The sequence below is a fragment of the Phytohabitans flavus genome, from assembly GCF_011764545.1.
GTDB classification, from domain to species: Bacteria; Actinomycetota; Actinomycetes; order Mycobacteriales; family Micromonosporaceae; genus Phytohabitans; species Phytohabitans flavus.
Genome location: NZ_AP022870.1, coordinates 8,591,663 through 8,611,794 on the forward strand (window position 1 = coordinate 8,591,663; position 20,132 = coordinate 8,611,794).

General features: G+C 71.1%; 17 protein-coding genes and 2 pseudogenes. 8 read left to right on the forward strand and 11 right to left on the reverse strand.

Annotated elements, in window-relative coordinates:
- Positions 1–38: 38 nt before the first annotated feature.
- The 6 genes from Pflav_RS38245 to Pflav_RS38265 form a co-directional block, all read right to left on the reverse strand.
- Complete coding sequence (locus tag Pflav_RS38245; protein WP_173041474.1) at positions 39–626, reverse strand: GTP-binding protein; 588 nt, start codon at positions 624–626, stop codon at positions 39–41.
- Complete coding sequence (locus Pflav_RS38250) at positions 604–1,044, reverse strand: DUF742 domain-containing protein (protein ID WP_173041475.1); 441 nt, start codon at positions 1,042–1,044, stop codon at positions 604–606. The genes Pflav_RS38245 and Pflav_RS38250 overlap by 23 nt, the downstream gene beginning before the upstream one ends.
- Complete coding sequence (locus tag Pflav_RS38255) at positions 1,041–1,472, reverse strand: roadblock/LC7 domain-containing protein (protein ID WP_173041476.1); 432 nt, start codon at positions 1,470–1,472, stop codon at positions 1,041–1,043. The genes Pflav_RS38250 and Pflav_RS38255 overlap by 4 nt, the downstream gene beginning before the upstream one ends.
- Positions 1,469–1,849, reverse strand: coding sequence for a hypothetical protein (locus Pflav_RS46745; RefSeq protein ID WP_232072393.1), 381 nt, complete (start codon positions 1,847–1,849; stop codon positions 1,469–1,471). Before Pflav_RS46745 ends, Pflav_RS38255 begins: the two co-directional genes overlap by 4 nt.
- 74 nt (positions 1,850–1,923) lie before the next feature.
- Positions 1,924–4,065: a sensor histidine kinase gene (locus tag Pflav_RS38260; RefSeq protein ID WP_232072395.1), complete on the reverse strand. Its 2,142-nt coding sequence runs from the start codon at positions 4,063–4,065 to the stop codon at positions 1,924–1,926.
- On the reverse strand, positions 4,052–5,155 hold the full coding sequence (locus tag Pflav_RS38265; RefSeq protein WP_232072397.1) for a hypothetical protein: 1,104 nt from the start codon (positions 5,153–5,155) through the stop codon (positions 4,052–4,054). Before Pflav_RS38265 ends, Pflav_RS38260 begins: the two co-directional genes overlap by 14 nt.
- 446 nt (positions 5,156–5,601) lie before the next feature.
- Here Pflav_RS38265 and Pflav_RS38270 point away from each other — a divergent pair.
- Positions 5,602–7,004, forward strand: a pseudogene (locus Pflav_RS38270) (sigma 54-interacting transcriptional regulator).
- Positions 7,001–8,964, forward strand: a pseudogene (locus Pflav_RS38275) (vWA domain-containing protein). The pseudogenes Pflav_RS38270 and Pflav_RS38275 overlap by 4 nt, the downstream one beginning before the upstream one ends.
- 3 nt (positions 8,965–8,967) lie before the next feature.
- Here Pflav_RS38275 and Pflav_RS38280 read toward each other — a convergent pair.
- Entirely contained in the window at positions 8,968–9,999 is a 1,032-nt protein-coding gene (locus Pflav_RS38280) for a potassium channel family protein (protein ID WP_173041478.1), read from the reverse strand.
- Positions 10,000–10,106: 107 nt separating this feature from the next.
- Here Pflav_RS38280 and Pflav_RS38285 point away from each other — a divergent pair, with 107 nt between their 5' ends.
- Positions 10,107–10,499 carry a cupin domain-containing protein gene (locus Pflav_RS38285; protein WP_173041479.1) on the forward strand — a complete coding sequence of 131 codons (393 nt, stop codon included), beginning with the start codon at positions 10,107–10,109 and terminating at the stop codon, positions 10,497–10,499.
- Between the two features lie 9 nt (positions 10,500–10,508).
- Here Pflav_RS38285 and Pflav_RS38290 read toward each other — a convergent pair whose 3' ends face one another.
- Positions 10,509–10,958: a hypothetical protein gene (locus Pflav_RS38290; protein WP_173041480.1), complete on the reverse strand. Its 450-nt coding sequence runs from the start codon at positions 10,956–10,958 to the stop codon at positions 10,509–10,511.
- A gap of 137 nt (positions 10,959–11,095) precedes the next feature.
- Between Pflav_RS38290 and Pflav_RS38295 the strand changes: the two genes are divergently transcribed.
- Genes Pflav_RS38295 through Pflav_RS38305 form a run of 3 tightly spaced genes read left to right on the forward strand, consistent with a single transcriptional unit; the run spans position 11,096 to position 15,218 of the window.
- Positions 11,096–13,027 (forward strand): phosphotransferase, encoded by a 1,932-nt coding sequence (locus tag Pflav_RS38295; RefSeq protein ID WP_173041481.1) that lies wholly within the window; start codon positions 11,096–11,098, stop codon positions 13,025–13,027.
- Positions 13,024–14,193 carry a radical SAM protein gene (locus tag Pflav_RS38300; RefSeq protein WP_173041482.1) on the forward strand — a complete coding sequence of 390 codons (1,170 nt, stop codon included), beginning with the start codon at positions 13,024–13,026 and terminating at the stop codon, positions 14,191–14,193. The genes Pflav_RS38295 and Pflav_RS38300 overlap by 4 nt, the downstream gene beginning before the upstream one ends.
- A complete protein-coding gene (locus Pflav_RS38305) occupies positions 14,154–15,218 on the forward strand; it encodes an HD domain-containing protein (protein ID WP_332107833.1) in 1,065 nt (354 codons plus the stop codon). The genes Pflav_RS38300 and Pflav_RS38305 overlap by 40 nt, the downstream gene beginning before the upstream one ends.
- Here Pflav_RS38305 and Pflav_RS38310 read toward each other — a convergent pair.
- Both Pflav_RS38310 and Pflav_RS38315 read right to left on the reverse strand, forming a co-directional pair.
- Entirely contained in the window at positions 15,193–15,972 is a 780-nt protein-coding gene (locus Pflav_RS38310) for an SDR family NAD(P)-dependent oxidoreductase (RefSeq protein WP_173041484.1), read from the reverse strand. The genes Pflav_RS38305 and Pflav_RS38310 overlap by 26 nt on opposite strands.
- A complete protein-coding gene (locus tag Pflav_RS38315; RefSeq protein ID WP_173041485.1) occupies positions 15,969–17,138 on the reverse strand; it encodes a threonine synthase in 1,170 nt (389 codons plus the stop codon). Before Pflav_RS38315 ends, Pflav_RS38310 begins: the two co-directional genes overlap by 4 nt.
- A gap of 95 nt (positions 17,139–17,233) precedes the next feature.
- On the opposite strand from Pflav_RS38315, the gene Pflav_RS38320 reads away from it, so the two are divergent.
- Positions 17,234–18,448: a hypothetical protein gene (locus tag Pflav_RS38320; protein ID WP_173041486.1), complete on the forward strand. Its 1,215-nt coding sequence runs from the start codon at positions 17,234–17,236 to the stop codon at positions 18,446–18,448.
- A 42-nt stretch (positions 18,449–18,490) separates the two neighbouring features.
- Here the strand turns inward: Pflav_RS38320 and Pflav_RS38325 are convergent, their stop codons facing one another.
- Entirely contained in the window at positions 18,491–19,033 is a 543-nt protein-coding gene (locus Pflav_RS38325; RefSeq protein ID WP_173041487.1) for a TetR/AcrR family transcriptional regulator, read from the reverse strand.
- Positions 19,034–19,174: 141 nt separating this feature from the next.
- On the opposite strand from Pflav_RS38325, the gene Pflav_RS38330 reads away from it, so the two are divergent.
- Entirely contained in the window at positions 19,175–20,119 is a 945-nt protein-coding gene (locus tag Pflav_RS38330; RefSeq protein WP_173041488.1) for an SDR family NAD(P)-dependent oxidoreductase, read from the forward strand.
- Positions 20,120–20,132: the final 13 nt, after the last annotated feature.

Sequence of the window (20,132 nt, forward strand, 5' to 3'; positions counted from 1 at the left end):
CCGGGGATTCTGCGGATGCCGGCAGCGCCGGTCACCCACTATGCAGTCTGCCCTCGTACCGCATCATCCAGCGCACGGTCCAGTAGGACTAGCAGTGCGTCTCTCACAGATATCCGGTTGCGGGCGTCGAAGGCGACAACGGGGATCCGCTCGTCGACCGCGAGGGCCCAGCGGACCTCGTCCAGCTCGTGGGTGAGCTTCCCGTCGAACGCGTTGACCGCGACGACGAACGGTAGGCCCGCCCGCTCGAAGTAGTCCACCGCAGGGTAGCAGTCGTCTAACCGGCTGCTGTCAACCACGACAAGTGCACCGAGTGCGCCATGGGACAAGTCGTCCCACATAAACCCGAAGCGGGACTGTCCGGGCGTACCAAATAGATAGAGCTTCAGGCTGCGGTCGATCGTGACGCAGCCGAAGTCCATCGCGACAGTGGTGGTCGTCTTGCCGGTGGCCTGGCCGGGATCGTCAACGCCGACCCCGGCGGAGGTCATGACCGCCTCGGTCGTCAGCGGGGAGATCTCGCTAATCGCGCCGACGGTTGTGGTCTTGCCCACGCCGAAGCCGCCGGCGACCACGATCTTGACGGGGATGGGGGGTGCTTGCTCAGGAGATCGCACGAAGTCCACGGATCACTCGCAGGATGGTGTCGGGGTCGGGACGCGCGGCATCCCGCGCGTGGACGTCGAGGTAGCCGGCGGCCCGCAGGTCGCCGACAAGGATGCGGGTCACGCCGAGGTGCAGGCGGGCCCGCGCGGAGATCTCGGCGACCGAGATGGGCTCCGCGCACAGCGCCATGATCGTGCGGAGCTCCGGCGCGAGGCTGGAAACCGGGACACCGGTCCGCAGCGGCCCGTCCGAACGGGCCGTGACCTGCGTCTCGAGGCCGATGTCCGGATCTACGCCGTCCACCCGGCCGGACGTGAGCACGAACGGCCGCAGACCCGACGGGGTCGCGTCCGCCGACGGCGAGCCAAGCCCGGCCACGCCCAGGAACGGACGGATGCGGGCAGGCCCCGCCGGCTCCTCGGGCGGGACCGGACTCACGACTGGGCGGCGTTCTTCAGCTCGGCGATGAGGCGGGGGGTGAGCGCGCCGCCGGCGCGGCTGGAGAAGAGCGTCATCTCGTACGCCACGGTGCCGAGGCTGGCCGTCCGGTCCGCGATCACGCCCAGCACCGAGCCGGCGCTGATGGCCGTGACCAGCAGGTACCCGCCCGTCATGTCGATGACCACGCGGTTGAGGCCACCGAGGGCGTACCAGTTGGCGGCCCCGCCGGCGAGGCTGGTCAGACCGGAGACCACGGCGGCGAGCCGCTCGGCGTTCGCGCGATCGGCGATGTTGGACATCGCCATCAGCAGGCCGTCGGCGGAGACCGCGATGGCCTCCCGCACACCGGCGGTGCTGGACGTGAACGAGTCCAGGAGCCAGTTGAAGGTCTGTGCCTCGGGGCTCAACTGGAGTGAGTTGCTCACTGTTGGGTTCCTTCCTGCTGCAAGGCGCGCGCGACGCCGGATTCGAACTGCTCAAGTGAGTCCCGGGCCGCGTCCGGGTCAGGCGACCACTGGTCGGGCAGCGCTTGCGGCGGCGGCTGGGCCGGGAAGTCTGCCGGTAGCGTGGCGCCGGGCACACGGCGGCTGAGCGGTGCACGCGGCCCGGGTGCGGGCGGCGCGATCACCGGTCGTACGTCACTGTGGGCGGCCGAGTGGACGGACACGGTGGACTCCGCCCGGCGTACCCCCGCTTCGAACTCCTCCACCTGCGCACGCGCGGTCGCGGCATCGGCGCCGCTGAGCGCCGCCGTCCGCTCCACGCCGGGCGAGGTCCCCTCCGGGAGCTGCGCTCCCGGCACCCTTTGCCGCAGGCCACCCTGGGTGGGCGCGGTGCGTGGCGCGGGCGCCGGCGGTGCCGCTGGTGCCGGCTCTATCAGCGGTACGGGCTCTGTGGCGGGCCGCGCGGCGAAGGCGTTCCAGCTACCTCCGGTGCCGATCGTGCGGGTGGCCCGGTCGAGCGCGTCGACGTTGAACGTCCCGTCCTGCTCCGCCGTCGCCGACGTCGCCACGAGGGCCCGGGCCACCGCCTGCTGCACGATCGCCGGCTCGTCACTGCCGTACGGAGGTGCCGCGTGCAGGTGCCGTACCGAGGCCAGCCCGCGCGCCGGCTTCGGCGGCTTCGGCGGGGCACCGGCTCCGGCTCGGCGATGGCGCTGCGGACGAGGTGGTCCTGTCCGATGTCGACGGTGACGGTCACGCCGCCGCCCGGCGTCTCGGAAAGCGCCACCGCGAGGCCGTGCTTGCGGGCCAGCCGGCCGACCACGAAGAGGCCGAGCACCTCGGTCGGCGCGAGGTCCAGGCGCTCGCGGCGGGCCAGCCGGGCGTTCTCCTCGTCGATCCGGTCGCTGGAGAGGCCGAGGCCGTGGTCGACGATGCGCAGCCGTACCACGTGGCCGGTCGCCATCGCGTTGACGGTGACCCGGGTGTGCGGCGGCGAGAACACCGTCGCGTTCTCCATCACCTCGGCCAGCAGCAGTACGAGGTCGCCGGTGAGCGCCGGCGAGATCGCGATACCGCCGGGCACCTGCACGTCGACCCGGGTGTACTCCTCGATCTCACCGAGCGCCAGCCGTACGACGTCGGCGAGCGGGAGCGGCGTGATGTGCTCCTCCGCGCCGGAGGCACCGGCCGAGCCGGAGAGCACGACGAGGCTGCCCGCGTTCCGCCGCAAGCGGCTGGAGACGTGGTCGAGCCGGTAGAGCTGCTGGAGCCGCTTTGGGTCGGTCTCCTCCTGCTCCAGCCGGTCGATGAGCGCGATCTGCCGGCCGACGAGGTTTTGGGTACGGCGGCCGACGTGGCCGAACATCTGCGCGACGTTGCGCCGGCTTGTGACCTGCCGTTCGACGAGCTGAGCCGCGGTGATCTGTACCCGGTCGAACGCGCGGGCCAGGTCGCCGATCTCGTCGGCGGAGCGGACGTCGACAGGTTCCAAATGGATTGGCTCTGTCTCGTCGTCGGCGTCCTCGTCGGCGACTCGCCGCAGCTCGGTCTCGGCGACGGTGGCCACGCGTTCGGCGGAGCGGGTGAGGCTGGTCAGCGGCCGGGCCACGGCGCGGGCCACGACCACGCTCATCAGCACGACGCCGACGAGCACGACGAGTGCGACCGTGATCACGCCGTACGCGGTGGTGAGGACGACCGCCTGCTGCCGCTCGACCTCCGCCGTGACGTCCGTGACGATCTTGCGTTCGACGAACCGGCCCAGAACGATGAACGACTCCAGCGACGGGTACAGGTCCGACACCGTGAAGCGGGCGAGCGTCTGTAGCGGGTTTGTCTGCACGGTGACCGGGAAGTCGGCGCCGACCCGGTCGTTCAACGCCTGCTGGACGAGCTGGAAGAGCCCGCTCTGCTCCGGCGTCGCGTACCCGTTGAAGCGGTTGGTCGTGGCCTGGAGGGCGGCCAGGTTGGCGGTGTACGCGGTCATCGACGCGGGGCTGTTCTCATCCACCATGACGATCATCAGCGCGGCGCCGGCGCTGATGAGGTCGTTCATCTGGAGCACGGCGTCGAGCGCGACCACCTGCCGCCCCTCGGCGGTGGCCACGTCGATGTTGTCGAGCAGCCGCAGCGAGTCGAGGATCCGGGCGGTCACCGCGCCGTAGGCCGCGATCACCTGGTCGCTGCGCACCGCCTTGCCGAGCACCTCGGCGCGTACCTGCTCCAGGTTGCCGATCGTGTCGATGGCTCGCGACACCGCGGCCGGCAGGTCGCCGCCGAGCGAGGCGCGCAGGTCCGCCGTGCGGTCGCCGACCGCGGTGGTTTGGAGCGTGAGGTCCGCGGCGCCGACGGTGCCCAGTAGGTAGCCGACCGACAGCATGCGCTCCTGCTGGAGGTCACCGACGAGGCCACCGACCTCGCTGGCGACCCGCACGGTACGGGCGGTGTCCGCGGCCCGGCCGGCCAGGCCGGCCCGGTTGACGACGAGCGGGACGGTGAGCACACCGACGAGGAGCAGCGGCACCATGACCAGGACGGCCAGCTTGCCGCGGATGCGCAGCCTACCGAGCAGCACCGACGGGCTCCCACTCGCTCTCGTTCCGCTCCTGGGCGGCGGCGCGCGCTGGCGCCGGCCGGTGTGGGCCGCCGAACGGTCGCCGCCGTCGCCGCCGCCGGGCCAGCGCCAGCAGGATCGGTACGGCGCAGCCGAGTACGGCCAGCGCGAAGGCGGCGAGCGAGATGACCCGTTCACCGCGGACGCTGGACTGGCGGTCCGCGATCAGCACGTCGAGCTCGGCGAGGATCGAGTTGGAGAGTTCGGACGCGGCCGCCTGCATCTCGACCCGGGCCGAGTTGAGCCGGTCCGTCGGCGGCAGCGACGACCGGCCGTCGAGCGAGCCCGCGGATGCGGCCAGCCCGTCCATGCTGCGGCGGAAGCGGTCCAGCCGGCTGAGCAGGTTGCCACCGAGCGTGCGGCTCTCCGTGCTGTCCACAGCGGACTGGAGGTCGTCGGCGAGGTCGGCGGCGGGGTCGAGGACCCCGCTCCGGGCCGCGTTGAGATCGGAGATCGCCGCCGCACGCTCCGAGGCCGGTCGCCTCGCCGCGAGGACAACGAGGTCGGCGAACCTGCCCGCGGCGACCACCGACTCGGGCAGCTCCTCGGCGGCGCCGTCCTGGAGGAAGTAGGTGTCCGCCTCAGGGTCGCGGATCAGCTGCGAGTTCTCCCGGACCTTGCCGTAGAGCGCGAGCAGCAGGTCGGTCACCTCGCCGTACGCGTCGTAGATCCGGCCCCTGTCGCCCGGCGGTACCGAGGCGAGCGCCTCGATCTTGACCCGTAGGCCGGACCAGCGCTCGCTGGTACGCAGGTCCTCACCGAGCCGGTCGTCCACGGCGGTCGTGGCGTCGACGGCCCGGGTCACCGCGGCGCGGTCCACCTGGCGCCCGGCCACGGCGGCGGACTGCGCGTCCGTCAGCGCGGTCGTCACTTGGCCGAGCGTGGTGAGGTACTCGATGCCGTGCCGCTCCTTCGCGGCGAACGAAAGGCGGTCCGACTGCCCCTGCCACGCTTGCCCGAAGAGCACCCCGACGGGGATCAGGAGCGCGAACACGAGCAACGGTCGCAGGAGCGAAACGCGCGTGGGCGCGCTTGGCGTGGCAGCACTCATCGTCCACCCTCCCGGCAGCATCGACGGATGGGATGGCGGGGTCCTCAGGTCACGCGAGATCGATCTCGCGGCGCCACCCGCCGAGGAACTTAGGACGGCTACCGGCATCAACGGAACCGTTTCAGCAAATACGTGTCGCGTGGGGAAGCGCTCCCAATACGCACAGTGAAGAGTGATTGATCACAGTGTTGCGGCCGGGGCACGGCAAGGGTTTGCAGAACCTGATCTGTCAGTAAAGGTCGGAATGCGCGGCATCCGAATTGCTCTGGCGCGCGCTGAGTGTCCGGTCAGGCAGGATGCGCCGCGAGTTGATCGATTACACGCCAGTCGTCACAGTAGACCAACCGGGCGGCCGACCCAGGGTCCCCCGATCCGCTCGTGCCCTTAGGTTCACCTGAACATGCACCTTCGACCCGCTGGTAACAGAGCCGAGCTAGCTTTGGTCGGTGACATCAACGCCTGAAACCATCAGGACGGTCGGTCAGCTCCGCGCCAGCGGTCACCGGCAACGCACGGTCAAGGAAGAGCTCCGCGACAACCTCCTGGCCCGGATGCGCGACGGCAGCCCCCGGTTCCCCGGCATCGTCGGGTACGACGGGACGGTGCTGCCCGAGGTCGAGCGCGCGATCCTGGCCGGCCACGACATGGTCCTGCTCGGCGAGCGGGGCAGGGCAAGACCCGGGTCATCCGCTCCCTGGTCGGGCTCCTCGACGAGTGGACGCCGGTGATCGAGGGCTCGGAGCTCAACGAGCACCCGTACGAGCCGCTCACCCCCTCGTCCCGCCGGCAGGCTGAGGAGCTCGGCGACGAGCTGCCGATCCGCTGGCTGCACCGCTCGCTGCGGTACGGGGAGAAGCTGGCCACGCCGGACACCAGCGTCGGCGACCTCATCGGCGACGTCGACCCGATCCGGGTGGCGCAGGGCCGGACCCTCGGCGACCCGGAGACCATCCACTTCGGACTCGTACCGCGTACCAACCGGGGCATCTTCGCGGTCAACGAGCTGCCCGACCTGGCCGAGCGGATCCAGGTCTCGCTGCTCAACGTGCTGGAGGAGCGGGACATCCAGGTGCGCGGGTACCAGCTGCGGCTCCCGCTCGACCTGCTGCTCGTGGCCAGCGCCAACCCCGAGGACTACACCAACCGCGGCCGCATCATCACGCCGCTCAAGGACCGCTTCGGCGCCGAGATCCGTACCCACTACCCGCTGGAGCTGGACCTCGAGCTCGACCTGATCCGCCAGGAGGCGCGGCTCGTGGCCGAGGTGCCGGACCACGTCCTCGAGGTGGTGGCCCGGTTCGCCCGCGCGGTACGCGAGTCGCCGTCGGTCGACTCCCGGTCCGGCGTCTCCGCGCGCTTCGCGATCGCGGCGGCCGAGACCGTGGCCGCGTCGGCGCTGCGCCGCAGCGGCATCCTCGGCGAGCCCATCTCCACCGCCCGGATCGGCGACACCGCCTCGATCACCAGCACGCTGCGCGGCAAGGTCGAGTTCGAGAGCGGTGAGGAGGGGCGCGAGATCGAGGTACTGGCCCACCTGCTCCGCACCGCGACCGCCGAGACGTTCCGGGCGCGGCTGGCCGGGCTCGACCTGTCCGGCTTCACCGAGCTGGTGGCCGAGGGCGAGATCGTGGAGACCGGCGAGCTGGTCGGCGCCGAAGACCTGCTCCGCCAGGTCGGCACGGTCCCCGGCCTCGCCAAGGTGCTCGAGCGGCTCGGCTTCGACGACGCGCCCACCGCCCAGCAGGCCGCGGCCGGCGTGGAGTTCGCGCTGGAAGGGCTGCACCTGACCCGCCGCCTCTCCAAGGCCATGACCGACGAAGGGCGCACCCTCTACGGGAGTCGAGAGTGACAGGGTCCAACCGCTTTCGTTACGGCGCCTGGCGCGGCGGGCCCGACCCGCTCGCGCCGCCGTACGACGTGCGGGCCGCGGTCGACCAGGTCGGCGCCGAGGTGTTGGGCGGCGGCAGCCTGCGCGAGGCGCTGCGCAACCTGCTCCGCCGCGGTCCCGACGGCGGGCGTGGCCTTGACGACCTCGCCGCCCGGGCCCGGCGGATGCGCCGGGAGGCGATGCGCCGGGGCAACCTCGACGGCGCGGTCACCCGCGCGCAGGCGCTGCTCGACCAGGCCCTCGCGGCGGAACGCGAGGAGTTGGCCAGCCGCACCGACGACGCGGCCCGGTTCAGCGAGGCGCGGCTCGACAGCCTGCCCCGCTCCACCGCCCGCGCGGTCGAGGAGCTAGCCGACTACCAGTGGGCCAGCGACGAGGCCCGCCGCACGTACCAGCAGATCCTCGACGGCCTGCGCAACGAGGTGCTGGAGCAGCGCTTCGCCGGCCTCCGGCAGGCGCTCGGCAACCAGGACCCGGCCGCCCAGCGCCGGCTGGCCGAGATGATGAACGACCTCAACGACCTGCTCGACCGGCACGCCCGGGGAGAGGACACGACCGACGCGTTCGCCGAGTTCATGCGGCGGCACGGCGAGTTCTTCCCGGAGAAGCCCGGATCGGTGGACGAGCTGATTGACGCGCTCGCCCGCCGCGCCGCCGCGGGTGAACGGCTCATGCGGTCGCTCTCCCCCAGCAGCAGGAGGAGCTGTCCCGGCTGATGGCGCAGGCGCTCGGCAACGGCGGCCTCGCCGACCAGATGGCCCGCCTGACCGCAAACCTTCGCACGCTCCGTCCCGACCTGGCCTGGGACCGGCGGGCCCAGGTCCGCGGCCAGCAGGGACTGGGGTACGGCGAGGCGGCCGGCGCCCTCGCCGAGATCGGCGACCTGGACGAGCTGCTCGACCAGCTGGGCCAGGAGCATCCCGGCGCCACGCTGGACGACGTCGACGTGGACGCGGTGGAGCGGATCCTCGGGCGGGGCGCGGCCGGCGATGTACGGCGCCTTCAGGAGCTGGAGCGCGAGCTGCGCCGGCAGGGCTGGCTGACCCGTGGCGGGGATGGGCTCACGCTCAGCCCCAAGGCGCTGCGCCGCCTGGGCGGTACCGCCCTGCGCCGCGTCTTCGCCTCGCTGGAGACCGGCCGCCGCGGCCAGCACGACCTCCGCGACGCGGGTGCCGCCGGGGAGATCACCGGTGCGTCCCGGCCGTGGCAGCACGGCGACGAGCAGCCAATCGACGTGGTCCGTACGGTCGCCAACGCGGTCCGGCGCGGTACCGCCTCCGGCTCGTCCGCCGTATCGCTGGCGGTCGACGACTTCGAGGTGGTGGAGACCGAGCGGCGCGCGTCGGCGGCGGTGGCGCTCTGCGTCGACCTGTCGTACTCGATGGTGGCCGAGGACCGCTGGGGGCCGATGAAGCAGACCGCCCTGGCCCTGTCACACCTCGTCGCGACGAAGTTTCCGCAGGACGCGCTCCAGATCATCGGCTTCGGCCGGTACGCGACGCGGCTCACCGCCGAGGAGCTGGCCGGCGTCGAGCCGGACTACGTGCAGGGCACCAACCTCCAGCACGCGCTCCAGCTCGCCGGCCGGCACCTGCGCAAGCACTCGGGCTCCGAGCCGGTGGTGCTTGTCGTGACCGACGGCGAGCCCACGGCACACCTGGAGGAGGGCGGCGAGGCGGTCTTCTTCTGGCCCCCGCTGAGCGAGACCGTACAGGCGACGGTGGCCGAGGTGGACGCACTGAGCAGGTACGGCGCCACGCTCAACCTCTTCATGCTCGGCGAGGACGAGGGCCTGCGCCGCTTCGTGGACGCGGTGGCCCGCCGCTGCGGCGGCCGCGTCTTCACCCCGGACACCGAAGACCTGGGCAGCTACGTGGTCAACGACTACATCCGCGCCCGCCGCGGCCGCGTATCCCGCTGAGCTCTAGGAACTCTCCCGGCTGATGGTGGACTCGGCGGGGGTGGGGCGGTCGTCGCGGATGTAGACGAGCATGTCGCCGGTCTCGATGGTGGCGCACTCGGGGGAGGCCAGCGAGAGTACCCGGCCGTGCCGGATCAGGGCGATCACGAGCTCGCTGACCTTGCGGGGTGACTTACCCACCTCGACGCGGTCGGCCGAGCGGAGCGCCAGCGCCATGCCGTGGCCAGGCGTCAGCAGGTCTTCCACCACGTCGATGAGGGGTGGCGCGGACGTGGAGAGGCCGAGCAGGCGCCCGGCCGTCGCGGAGGAGACGATCACCTGGTGGGCGCCGCTCTGCTTGAGCAGCGGTGCGTTTTCCGCCTCGCGGGCGGCCGCGACGATGCGGACCTTGCCGGCGGTCATCTGCCGCGCGGTGAGCGTGACCAGGACGTTCGCCTCGTCGGTGTCGGTCGCGATGATGACCGCCTTGGCGTCCTTGACATGTGCCTCGGCCAGGATGGCCGAGCGGGTGGCCGAACCCTCCAGCGCGACGAGCCCGTCGGCGGTGGCCTGGCGTACGGACGCGCGGTCGGACTCGACCACGACGATGCGCCTGGTGTCGAAGCCGTTCTCCCGCAGCGCCGCCACGGCGCTGCGCCCCTTCGTCCCGTAGCCGCAGACGATCACGTGGTCCTTCAAGTGTCTTCTCCACCGCGTGAGGCGAGCATTCGTGCGGTACTGCTCGGTCAGCACCTCAAGTGTCGTACCGACCAGGATGATGAGGAAGAGGACCCGCGCCGGCGTGATCACGATGACGTTGATCAGCCGGGCGCTCTCCGACGTCGGTGTGATGTCGCCGTAGCCCGTGGTCGACAGTGACACGACCGCGTAGTAGAAGCAGTCGAGGAGCGTGAGCCCGTCTTCGTTGACGTCCCGATAGCCGTCGCGGTCCAGGTACACCACGAAGACGATGCCCAGCACGAGAGCGATCGCGGCGAACAGGCGCGTGCTGAGCGCCCGCAGCGGGCCCCGTGCGGGGGTGGGTAGATGGATCACGGTACGTCTCGGGCTTGCACGCCTACACCATAGATCAGCCCTCTGGCCCTCCAGCCGTACGTCCCAGACTTGCGTTGATCAAGGCGAGAACGGGGTACCGAGAGGAAATGGAACATTTCACGATCGCGACCGTCGCCGAGGAGAACCCGGACTTCCGGCGGGTGCTGTGGACCGGCCAGCACGTGCAGCTTGTGATCATGACCATCCCCCCGAACGGTGAGATCGGCGAGGAGGTCCACGAAAACACCGATCAGATCCTCACGTTCGTCAGCGGCGTGGGCGAGGCGACGGTCGGTGGCCGTACCCGAAAGGTGACCCAGGGCGACCTGGTCGCGGTGCCGGCCGGCACGAAGCACAACTTCGTCAACACCGGCCCCAACCCGCTCGTGCTCTACACCGTCTACGGCCCGCCCGAGCACGCCGACGGAGCGGTACACAAGACGAAAGAACAGGCCGAGGAAGCCGAGGCGTCCGGCGAGGACGAGCCGCCCGCCATGTGAGCGAGCCCGTCAGTCGGTGTTGAGGTCGCGGCGTGCCGCGTGGATGAGCCTGCGGCGCGCCGCGCTGACCGCGTCCAGGCGGGCTGGTTGGTCGGCCAGCGGGGCGTCGCGCAGCTCGCGGTGGCTGATCAGCAGGTCGACGCCGGCCGCGCCCACCCGTTCCGAGGCGAAGAGGCGCAGCCTCGTCAGGCTGGCGCGGAGCTCGCCGAACCCGGCCTCCATCGTATCCTCCAGGCGGGTGGCCAACGCCGGGTCGGCCGGGCTCGGGCCGAGGTCGTGCCGCTCGCGGGCCGCGTCCGAGCTGCGCCAGCTCGCCTCCAGCAAGGTGACAAGAGTGTCCGACAGTGACTCGCGGGACCAGCTGATGCGGTCGCGGCTGCGGGTCAGGACCGTGGTGACGACGATGTTCGCGCCGCTGATGAACGCGGCCGTGAACGCCGCCCAATCGCCGACACCCATCGCTGGCGATCCCTCCCCAAGTAGGCCAAGCGCAGATCCTAGGGCCGCCAACGCCCGCACACGAGGGCAGTAGACCGGCAATCGTCCACCTGGCTAGCATCGGCCGTGCCCCCCGTTTCTTGTCGTCTGGAGACTTCGTGCCGCCCCGGCTGACCGTGATCGGCAAGCATTCCGAACTGACGGCCGGTGATGTCCGGCGCCTGGTCCACCTGGTGGTGGGAGATGTGCCGAGGGGTGATTCGCGAGCGGGCGCTTCGGTCGACGTACGTGTGCTGCAAGGCGGCTACAGCGGCTTACTCGTGGCCCTGGTGTACGCGCCGGGCCGCGGCCTGTTCATTCTGAAAGGCGGGCCGACCGGCGAGATTCAGCTGGAGCACGAAAACCGCGTCGCATTTCTCGGCTCGGCGGACGAATGGCTTGTCACCAACCAGCTCGACGGCATTTACGGTCCGGTCGACGTGGAAATCCGCGAGCAGTCGGAGCGCTGGAGCGCGATGGCGTACCGCTATATCGGCAGCCGGACGTACCGGGAGTTGGCCGACTACAGCGAGTTCGGCGGGTTCCTCCAGTCCTTCGTGCGCACGCCGTCGACGGACGGCACGCCGCCGGAGCGTACGGTGCGCGCCTGTCTGTACAAAGTGGCCAGCCTGCTGGCGCGCAACGCCGACCTCCAGCACGAGGAGGAGGGCCGGGCGCTCGTCGACTACCTGCCGGATGTCGACTGGGAGCGGGACATCAACGCGAGCCTCACGACCGCCGCCGCGCTGTGGTCGGACATCGAGGACCTGCGCGACTTCCGAGCCTGGTACACGGAGGCGGCCGCGGCGGTGCGGGTGGCGCCGGTGGCCGACCGCCGGTTGATCCACGGCGACGCGCACCTGGCCAACATCCTGGTCAACAGCGTGCGGGCGGAGGTCGACCTGATCGACTTCGGCAAGGGGCGGCAGGCGCACGTCTTCGAGGACCTGGCCCGCTTCGAGATCGACCTGATCCTGCACACCACGCCCCGGCACGCGCACAGCGGCGCATTGGTACAGGACGAGCTGCTGGAGACCGTCAACCTGGTCGGCGACGACGACTTCGCGCTCCGGGACTCGCCGGACGAGCCGCGCCACCGCCGTTGCCTGCGGATGTGGCGGCAGGAGCTGTGCGCGGTGCTGCGCGGCACGTCGCTTCCGGGCGCGGCGATGATGTACCGCTGGTTCCTGCTCAGCGAGAGCCTCAAGCGGATCCGCTGGGTGACCAACAACGGCCCGGTGGCCGCGGGTGTCGACATGCTCTCGCTGCTCCGGATGATCACCGCGCTGCGCCGCATGCTTGACGGTCATCGCTACGCTCCGGAGACAGTGATATCGACCACTGCCGAAGCGTTGACCCTGCTGCGATGCACCGCCGCCTATGTGCCGATGCACGGCCACGAGCGGCTCACCAACGAAAAGCGCAACCGCGCCAAGGAGACCGCGCTGCACGCCTCCGCCGCCCGCGGGGCGTCCGTGCGGATCATCGCCGAGACCGGGTACTCGTATCTGGCCACGCGCGGGGTCTTCAACTCCCGGATCCTGCACCTGCTGGCAGCGGGTGCGAGCCTCCAGATGGTCATCTGCAACCCGTACTTCCTGGAGGCGTACGGGATCTCCGCCAGCTACGACCCGGACGGGCGGCGGCGCGGCTCGGTGGTGTCCGACCGGCTGGAGCTGCACGCCGACCTGGCCCGCAAGTTCGAGGCGAGCCTGCGCGGCTACGAGATCCTCCGCGAGGAGTACAAGAGCCTGGTCGAGGTCAAGCTCGCACGGTTCGGCATCGCGGCCACTGTTCTCTTGACCGAGCAGGCGACCTTCTTCGAGCCGTACTTCCACGCCTCGCGCAACCGCCGGGAAAGGGTGCTGTTCGACACGTTCGAGCTCCAGTTCGAGCCGGGTGGGCTGCACATGAAGCGGCTCCTGGACGAGACGTTCTCGTTCCACTGGCACAACTCGGACGCGGTCACCGACGCGACTTCGCTGGAGGAGCGATGCAGGAGGGCGCGCACGACGGTCTTCGAGGCGTGGCAGGAGACGAGCGGCAGGTGACCGGGCCCGCGGTCCCGCTGGTGGCGGAGCACGACTCGTGGATCACAGTGGACCCGATCCTCGGCTGTCCGGCGGACTGCGCGTACTGCTACCTCGGCCCGCTCGGCCTGCGGTCGGCCCGGGCGGCTGAGCGGGCCACTCCGGAGACGGTGGCGGCGGCCGTCGAGGACCACCTGTGGGGGCGGCGGGCGGGCGTGGTCGACCCGGCGTACGACCAGACGCCGCTCTGCGTGGGCAACTACACCGACATGCTGCTCACCCGCCCCAACCGCGAGGCCTTGGTACGCATCGTCGAGCTGCTCGCCGAGCGCATCCCGCGCCGCCCGGTGGTCGTGGTGACCAAGGGACGGCTCGACCCTGACCTGTTGGCCGCGCTCGACCAGCCCGGCTTCCCGATCTTCTGGTTCCTCAGCCAGTCGATGGCACGCCCGGCCGGGCTGGCGCTGGAGCGCGGCCCGGTCGCCGACCTGGAAACGACGCTCGACAACGCCCGCCTCGTCTCCCGTACGACCCACCAGAAGGCGGTGCACTTCTGGCGCCCGTTCGTGGCCGAGCTGCGGCCGAGCCGCGCCGACCTGGAAAAGCTGGTGGGGCGGCTGGCCGCGTCGGGCCTGTCCAGCTCCGTCGTGGTCGGCCTGACCAGGGGCCCGGGGGTACCGCTGTCGGACAAGCGCCTCGTCACGCTGCTGTCCCGGTCCATGGCGGCGCCGGCGGAGCAGTGGGAGGTCTTCGACGAGGAGGGCTGGGCGGAGGCGCGGGAGGCTGCCGAGGCGGTCGACTACCCGCTGTACCGCAACACGTCCTGCGCGCTGGCGCTCCTCGCCGGACAGCCGGAGGCGCTGGGCACGTGGCGCCCGCCGTACGCCGAGCACCGCTGCCTGCCAGCCGCCTGCCCGCTCGCCCAGCGGGACCGCTGCGGCGCCGCGGCCGCCGCGGAGTGGACCGACGGTGCGACGCTGGCCGCCAGGGTGGCAGCGTTCCTAGGTCTCGACGCAGGATTGGTATCGGTTACCGCGGGGAAGCTGGTGATCGGTGACATGATCGACGAGTTTGACTACAATACTCTTTTGCACGGCTACGGTCGGCATTTGGCGATTCGAGCCCAGGGCGTGCGGCGGCAAAAGGCATGGCTGGGGTCGTTTACCGGAGGAGGGCTGGCGGCGTGACGGTCGATCCCGTTCCGCAGGTGCCCGCCGGTTACAGCACTGTCCGTGCACTTCGCCGGTTGCGTCACATCACGGGCTTTGTTTCGGTATACGGAGAAGAGCGCGATCCGCGTTCGTCGGTATTCGCGCGGATATGGCACGTCGGCCGTACGACCTGGGTGGCCCGGCGGCTCGCCGAGCGCCAGCCCGGTGTCGACGTCGAGCGCGTCGTGCGGCTCTGTCTCCACCACGACCTCAACCGCTGGCCCTTCGCGCACAATGCCGAGGTGGGCCGGTTCGACCAGGCCGGCAACACCCAGGTCTTCACCAAGTCGCTGCTCGACGCCCGACTGTCCGACGAGGACTTCGCCGACCTGGCGGGCGTGCACCACAAGCGGATCGACGAGCTGAGCCCCGAGGGGCGCATCGTGCTCGGCGCCGACGCCATCACCGGTGCGGTCGAAGACCCGCTGCTGCTCGTGACCGGGCTCAACGTGCGGCCTGAGTTCATCCCGGACCGGGTCTCGCGGGTGCTCGGGTTTACGCTCCGCGCCGAGCCGTGGCGCGGCCGGACCCGCCGACTGGCCAAGGAGTTCCACGGCACCGGGGTGCCCGACCCGCTGGTGTTCCGCGCGGAGTTCGCCCGGCTCTTCCGCGACCTCATGGGGCGGGTGCTGGAGCGCGAAGACCGGCCGGAGCGGCTGCTCGACATCGCGACGAGCGTCAAGGTGCACTTCATCCGCCCGCGCGTCTTCCCGATCAACAACGAGCTTGTGTGCCGGTCGAGCTGGATGCGCGGCGAGGTGATGCCGCGATACCTCGCCCACTATGGCGACCTCGACCTTGTGCTCATAGACGAAGACGACTTCGTGCGGCGCGCAGTGCGGATCGGCGCGGCGGCGAGCGCCGCCGACTTCCGGCCCCGCATCGACGCGGTTCGCGAGCAGGAGCGCGACCTGTGCTTCGTGGGCGCCAAGAGGGCCGACGCCGCCGTCGCGGCGGGCCGGGTGCCCCGCCGGTTCAGCCTCGTGCCAGTGACTCCGTAAGGTCGCGTAGGCGCTTGCGGAAGTCCAGGTCGTAGGCCTGGTCCAGGGCTCGCGCCTCCCGTTCGCGGTCGAAGTAGCGGCCGGTTACGCCAGCCAGCGCCGGGTCGACGACGAGCCGCAGGGTCGCCTGGAGGCCCCGCTCCAGTGTGTCGACGTGTTGGATGCCGGCCTGGTGCACCATCGTCGTGGGCATCAGCGTCGACGGGTGCAGGCAGTTGGCCGTCACGCCGGTGCCGTCCAGCTCTTCCGCCAGATCGAAGGTGTGCGCGATAAGGGCCAGCTTGGCTCGGCGGTACGCCTCGGTGCCGCTGTAGCCGCGCTCCATCATCGGATCGTCCACATCGAACGGTCGCTGCCCGACCGAGGCCACGTTGACGATCCGGGCCGGCGCGGCCTGCTTGAGCTGGGGGAGCAGGAGCTGGGTCAGCAGGTACGGCGCGAGGTAGTTGACGGCCAGCCGCAGCTCGTACCCGTCGGCGGAGAACTCCCGGGGCGCGCCGGGTGCGCCGAACCCGATACCCGCGTTGTTGACCAGCACGTCCAGGCCGCCCTCGACCGCGGTGGCGAGGCGGCGTACCTCGGCGAGCGAGGCGAGGTCGGCGCGGATCGCCTGGGCGCCCGTGCGCTCGGCCACCTCGGCGAGCCGGTCGGCGTCGCGGCCGTGCACGACGAGCTCGTACCCCTGCTCGGCCAGGGCGAACGCGAGTGCTCGCCCCAGCCCGTCCGAGGCGCCCGTGATCAAGACCCGTGTCATTCCTCCACGCTATCCGGGTACTTGAGGCCGGTGCCGGTGTTGAGTACCACCACCTCCTCGTCCTCGCCGAGCCAGCCGGAAGCGCGCAGGGCACGCGCGGCGGTGAGGCAGGCGGCACCCTCGGGGCAGAGCCAGAGCCCCTCGTCGGCGCCGAACGCGCGCAGGTCGGCCAGCAGGTCGGTGTCGTCGACGGCGATCGCCGTACCGCCGGTGGCGTAGAGCGCGTCGAGGATCAGCTCGTCGCCGAGCGGCGCCGGCACCGTGATGCCGAATGCCACGGTGTGCGCGTCCGGCCAGGGCTCCGCCCGTCGCGCGCCGGCGGTGAACGCGGCGACGATCGGCGCGCAGCCCGTGGACTGTACGGCCACGAGCCGTGGCAGCTTGTCGCCGATCCAGCCCAGCTCACGCAGCTCGCCGAGCGCCTTGTGGATGCCGATCAGGCCCACCCCGCCGCCGGTCGGGTACAGGATGACGTCGGGCACCCGCCAGCCGAGCTGCTCGACGATCTCGTACCCCATCGTCTTCTTGCCTTCCAGGCGGTACGGCTCCTTGAGCGTGGAGACGTCGAAGACCTTGTCGCCGACGAGCCCAGCGATGAGTCGGCCGGCGTCGCCGATGAGGCCGTCCACGATGTGCAGCTCCGCACCGGCCACCGCGCACTCCTTGCGGGTGATGGCGGGTGCCGCCGCCGGCATCGCGACCGTCGCCCGCAGGCCGGCGCGGGCCGCGTAGAGCGCCCATGCCGCGCCGGCGTTGCCGTTCGTCGGCATCGCCACGTGCTGGATGCCCAGCTCCCGCGCGCGGGACACCCCGACGGCCGCGCCGCGCGCCTTGAAGGAACCGGTCGGCACCAGCCCTTCGTCCTTGACAAGCAGCCGCGGTACGCCGATGCGTGCGCCGTACCGCGCGGCGGGAAGCAGCGGAGTCCAGCCCTCACCGAGCGTCGCGATGTGCGCGGCGTCCCGGACCGGCAGCAGTTCGCGATAGCGCCACAGGTCGGCAGCTCGGGTCGCGATCGTGGCGGGGTCGAGCGCGCCCCGGGCGGCCGCGAGGTCGTACCGGGCCAGCAGCGGGGAACCACACGTGCAGAGGTTCCGCGGCTGGTCGGCGTCGTAGCGGGTACCGCATCGGGGGCATTCAAGGACGGCGAGATAAGAGGCAGTCACCAGGCAATCTTCGCCCGAACCGGCCGTTCCGGGCCGGTGGCTCGTGCCCGTACGGGGGACCGACGGGACAGCGCCCAGCCACTAGCATTCGGCGGGTGCGCCTGAAAGCCGGATCGTTGCTGCTTGTCGCCGCACTCCTCGCGGGGTGTGGTGGCGGCGACACGGGTGGTGAGGAGCAGCCGCCGCCCGCCACGACGGAGGGCGCTGCGGCGACCACCGATGCGCCGACCGAGGCGCCAGCCGGAAAGGCCGGCCTCGGTGCCGCGCCGACGACCAAGCCACCCGCCACCAAAAAGCCGCCGCCCGCCGTGCTGCGCGCCGGCAATCCCAACGGCAAGGCGTCGGTGCCGGCCGAGGCGCGTGCGGTCGACGTCAGCAAGCCGGACCGCGTGGTGGGCAACGGCACGCCGGCGAGCTGCACCTCCAAGGCGGTGGTGTCGGCGGTGGCGGCCGGCGGGGTCATCACGTTCTCGTGCGGGCCAGACCCGATCACCATCACGCTGGCACAGACCGCGAAGATCAAGAATTCCACCCGCAAGGTGGTCATCGACGGCGGCGGCAAGGTCACGCTCAGCGGTGGCGGCAAGCGCCGCATCATCTACCAGAACACCTGCGACGAGTCCCTGGGCTGGGAAAACTCGGACTGCACAAACCAGGACCACCCCAGCCTCACCGTGCAGAACATCACGCTCGCCGACGGCAGCTCGATCGGCGTCGACCCGGACATCGAGGTGACCAACGGCGGCGGTGGTGGCGCGCTGTATGTCCGGGGTGGACGGTTCAAGGTGGTCAACACGAAGTTCGTCCGCAACAAGTGCGACAGCGGCGGTCCCGACCTCGGCGGCGCGGCCATCCGCTCGCTCGACATGGACAACGACGGCCCGGTGTATGTAGTGGGCAGCACCTTCGGCGGTGCCTCCGGCCAGGGCAACCGCTGCTCCAACGGTGGCGCGCTGAGCAGCATCGGCGTCTCGTGGATCGTGCTCAACAGCCTGTTCAGCTACAACGAGGCGATCGGCTACGGCGCCAACCAGGCCGCGAATGGCACGCCGGGCGGCGGCAACGGCGGCGCGATGTACTTCGACGGCAACACGTTCACCGTGCGGGTCGCCGGGACGATCATGGAGAGAAACCACGCCCGCGAGGGTGGCGGTGCGATCTTCTTCGTGAGCAACGACCTGAGCGGAAGCCTCAAGCTGGAAAACTCGACGCTGCGGGGCAACCCGAGCGACGAGTTCGAGACGCTGGCCGGGATCTTCTACCGGGGCACCACCAAGCTCCCGTCGATCACCGGTCCGAAGCCGAGCTGACCGGCGGCTCAGCTCGCCCTAGTGCTCAGCCCACCTCGGTGCTCAGCCCGACTTGTGGCGCAGGCCGTCGACAAGCAGGTCGAGGAGGCGGCCGGCCTGGTCACGCTCGCCCGCGGCCATCGCGACGCCGCTGAGGCCGACGAGTACGTCGCCCGGCTGGGCGTCCGCCCGGATCGCACCCGCCCGCACGCCCGCTCCCACCAGCGTGGTGATCGCGTCGGTGAGCCGGTCGCGGCTTTCCGAGTACGGGTTGACGCCGGTCGCGATCACTACCCGTAGCGCGTCGGACATCCCCCGCTTCGTGGCCATGTACTCGACGAACCGGTCCATCCACGTGCGCAGCGCGTCGTCCGGCGGCTGGGCGGCCAGCAGCTCGCCGACGGAGTCACAAAGGCGGGCCAGCTCGTTGCGGTACGCCGCCTCGATCAGCGCCTCCCGGGTCGGGAAGTGCCGGTAGAGCGTGCCGATGCCCACGCCCGCGTCCTTGGCGATGGCGTCGAGCGTGGCGTCTGGCGCGCCCTGTGAGAACGCGCGCACGGCCGCGTCCAGCAGCCGCTCGCGGTTGCGCTGTGCGTCGGCGCGCACGGTGTTCCTCCCCCGTGGTGGTGTAGCTCACTTCGTAACCGGAGGATGCTCCGCTTAAGGTTGCGATGAAGTGGAGCCCCCTCCGTTTGTAGCGTACAGGGTGGGTGCTCCAGAGGGTCCGCCGATCGAAACGGGATGATCATGACTGGGACCACACGCATCACCACGCCGTTCAACGCCGAGTCCACGGCCGCCGAGGTGATGGCGGGCATCGACCTGAGCGGCCGCCGGGCCATCGTCACGGGCGGCGCCTCCGGCATCGGCATCGAGACCGCCCGGGCGCTGGCCGGCGCCGGCGCGGAGGTCACGCTCGCGGTCCGCAACATCGAGGCGGGCGTGCGCACCGCCGAGGAGATCACCGCCGCCACCGGAAACAAGCAGGTGTACGTGGCGCCGCTCGAGCTCGCCGACCGTACCTCGGTCGCCGCCCTCGTCACCGCATGGGAGGGCCCGCTGCACATCCTGGTCAACAACGCAGGCGTGATGGCGCCGCCGCTGACCCGGACCGCCGAGGGGTGGGAGCTCCAGTTCGCCACCAACCACCTCGGCCACTTCGGCCTCGCCACCGGCCTGCACCGGGCACTCGCCGAGGCCGGCGGGGCCCGGGTCGTGTCGGTCAGCTCCTCCGCTCACCAGCGCTCGTCGGTCGTCTTCGAGGACATCAACTTCGAGCGCCGCGAGTACACGCCGTGGGAGGGGTACGGCCAGTCCAAGACCGCCAACGTGCTCTTCGCGGTCGAGGCGAGCAAGCGGTGGGCCGCCGACGGCATCACCGTGAACGCCTTGCACCCGGGTGGCATCCGCACGGGCCTCCAGCGGTACGTGACCGAAGAGGAGCTCGACCGCCTCCGCGCCCAGGCCGGCCCCAACGCCCCGGCGTGGAAGACGCCCGAGCAGGGTGCCGCCACGTCGGTGCTGGTCGCCGCATCGCCGCTGCTGGACGGCATAAGCGGCCGGTACTTCGAGGACTGCAACGAGGCTGTGGCACACCAGCCGGGCTCGCGGGTCGGCGTGACGGCGTACGCCCTCGACCCCGAGGCGGCCGCGCGACTGTGGGTGGTCAGCGAGGAGCTGCTCGCGGCTTGACCGACGGTGCGGC

Excerpts from the sequence above, each read along its gene's own strand:
- Pflav_RS38310 (WP_173041484.1), bottom strand. The coding sequence starts at position 15,972 with ATGACACGGGTCTTGATCACGGGCGCCTCGGACGGGCTGGGGCGAGCA.
- Pflav_RS38285 (WP_173041479.1), top strand. The coding sequence starts at position 10,107 with ATGGAACATTTCACGATCGCGACCGTCGCCGAGGAGAACCCGGACTTC.
- Pflav_RS38305 (WP_332107833.1), top strand. The coding sequence starts at position 14,154 with ATGGCTGGGGTCGTTTACCGGAGGAGGGCTGGCGGCGTGACGGTCGAT.
- Pflav_RS38265 (WP_232072397.1), bottom strand. The coding sequence starts at position 5,155 with ATGAGTGCTGCCACGCCAAGCGCGCCCACGCGCGTTTCGCTCCTGCGA.
- Pflav_RS38290 (WP_173041480.1), bottom strand. The coding sequence starts at position 10,958 with ATGGGTGTCGGCGATTGGGCGGCGTTCACGGCCGCGTTCATCAGCGGC.
- Pflav_RS38330 (WP_173041488.1), top strand. The coding sequence starts at position 19,175 with ATGACTGGGACCACACGCATCACCACGCCGTTCAACGCCGAGTCCACG.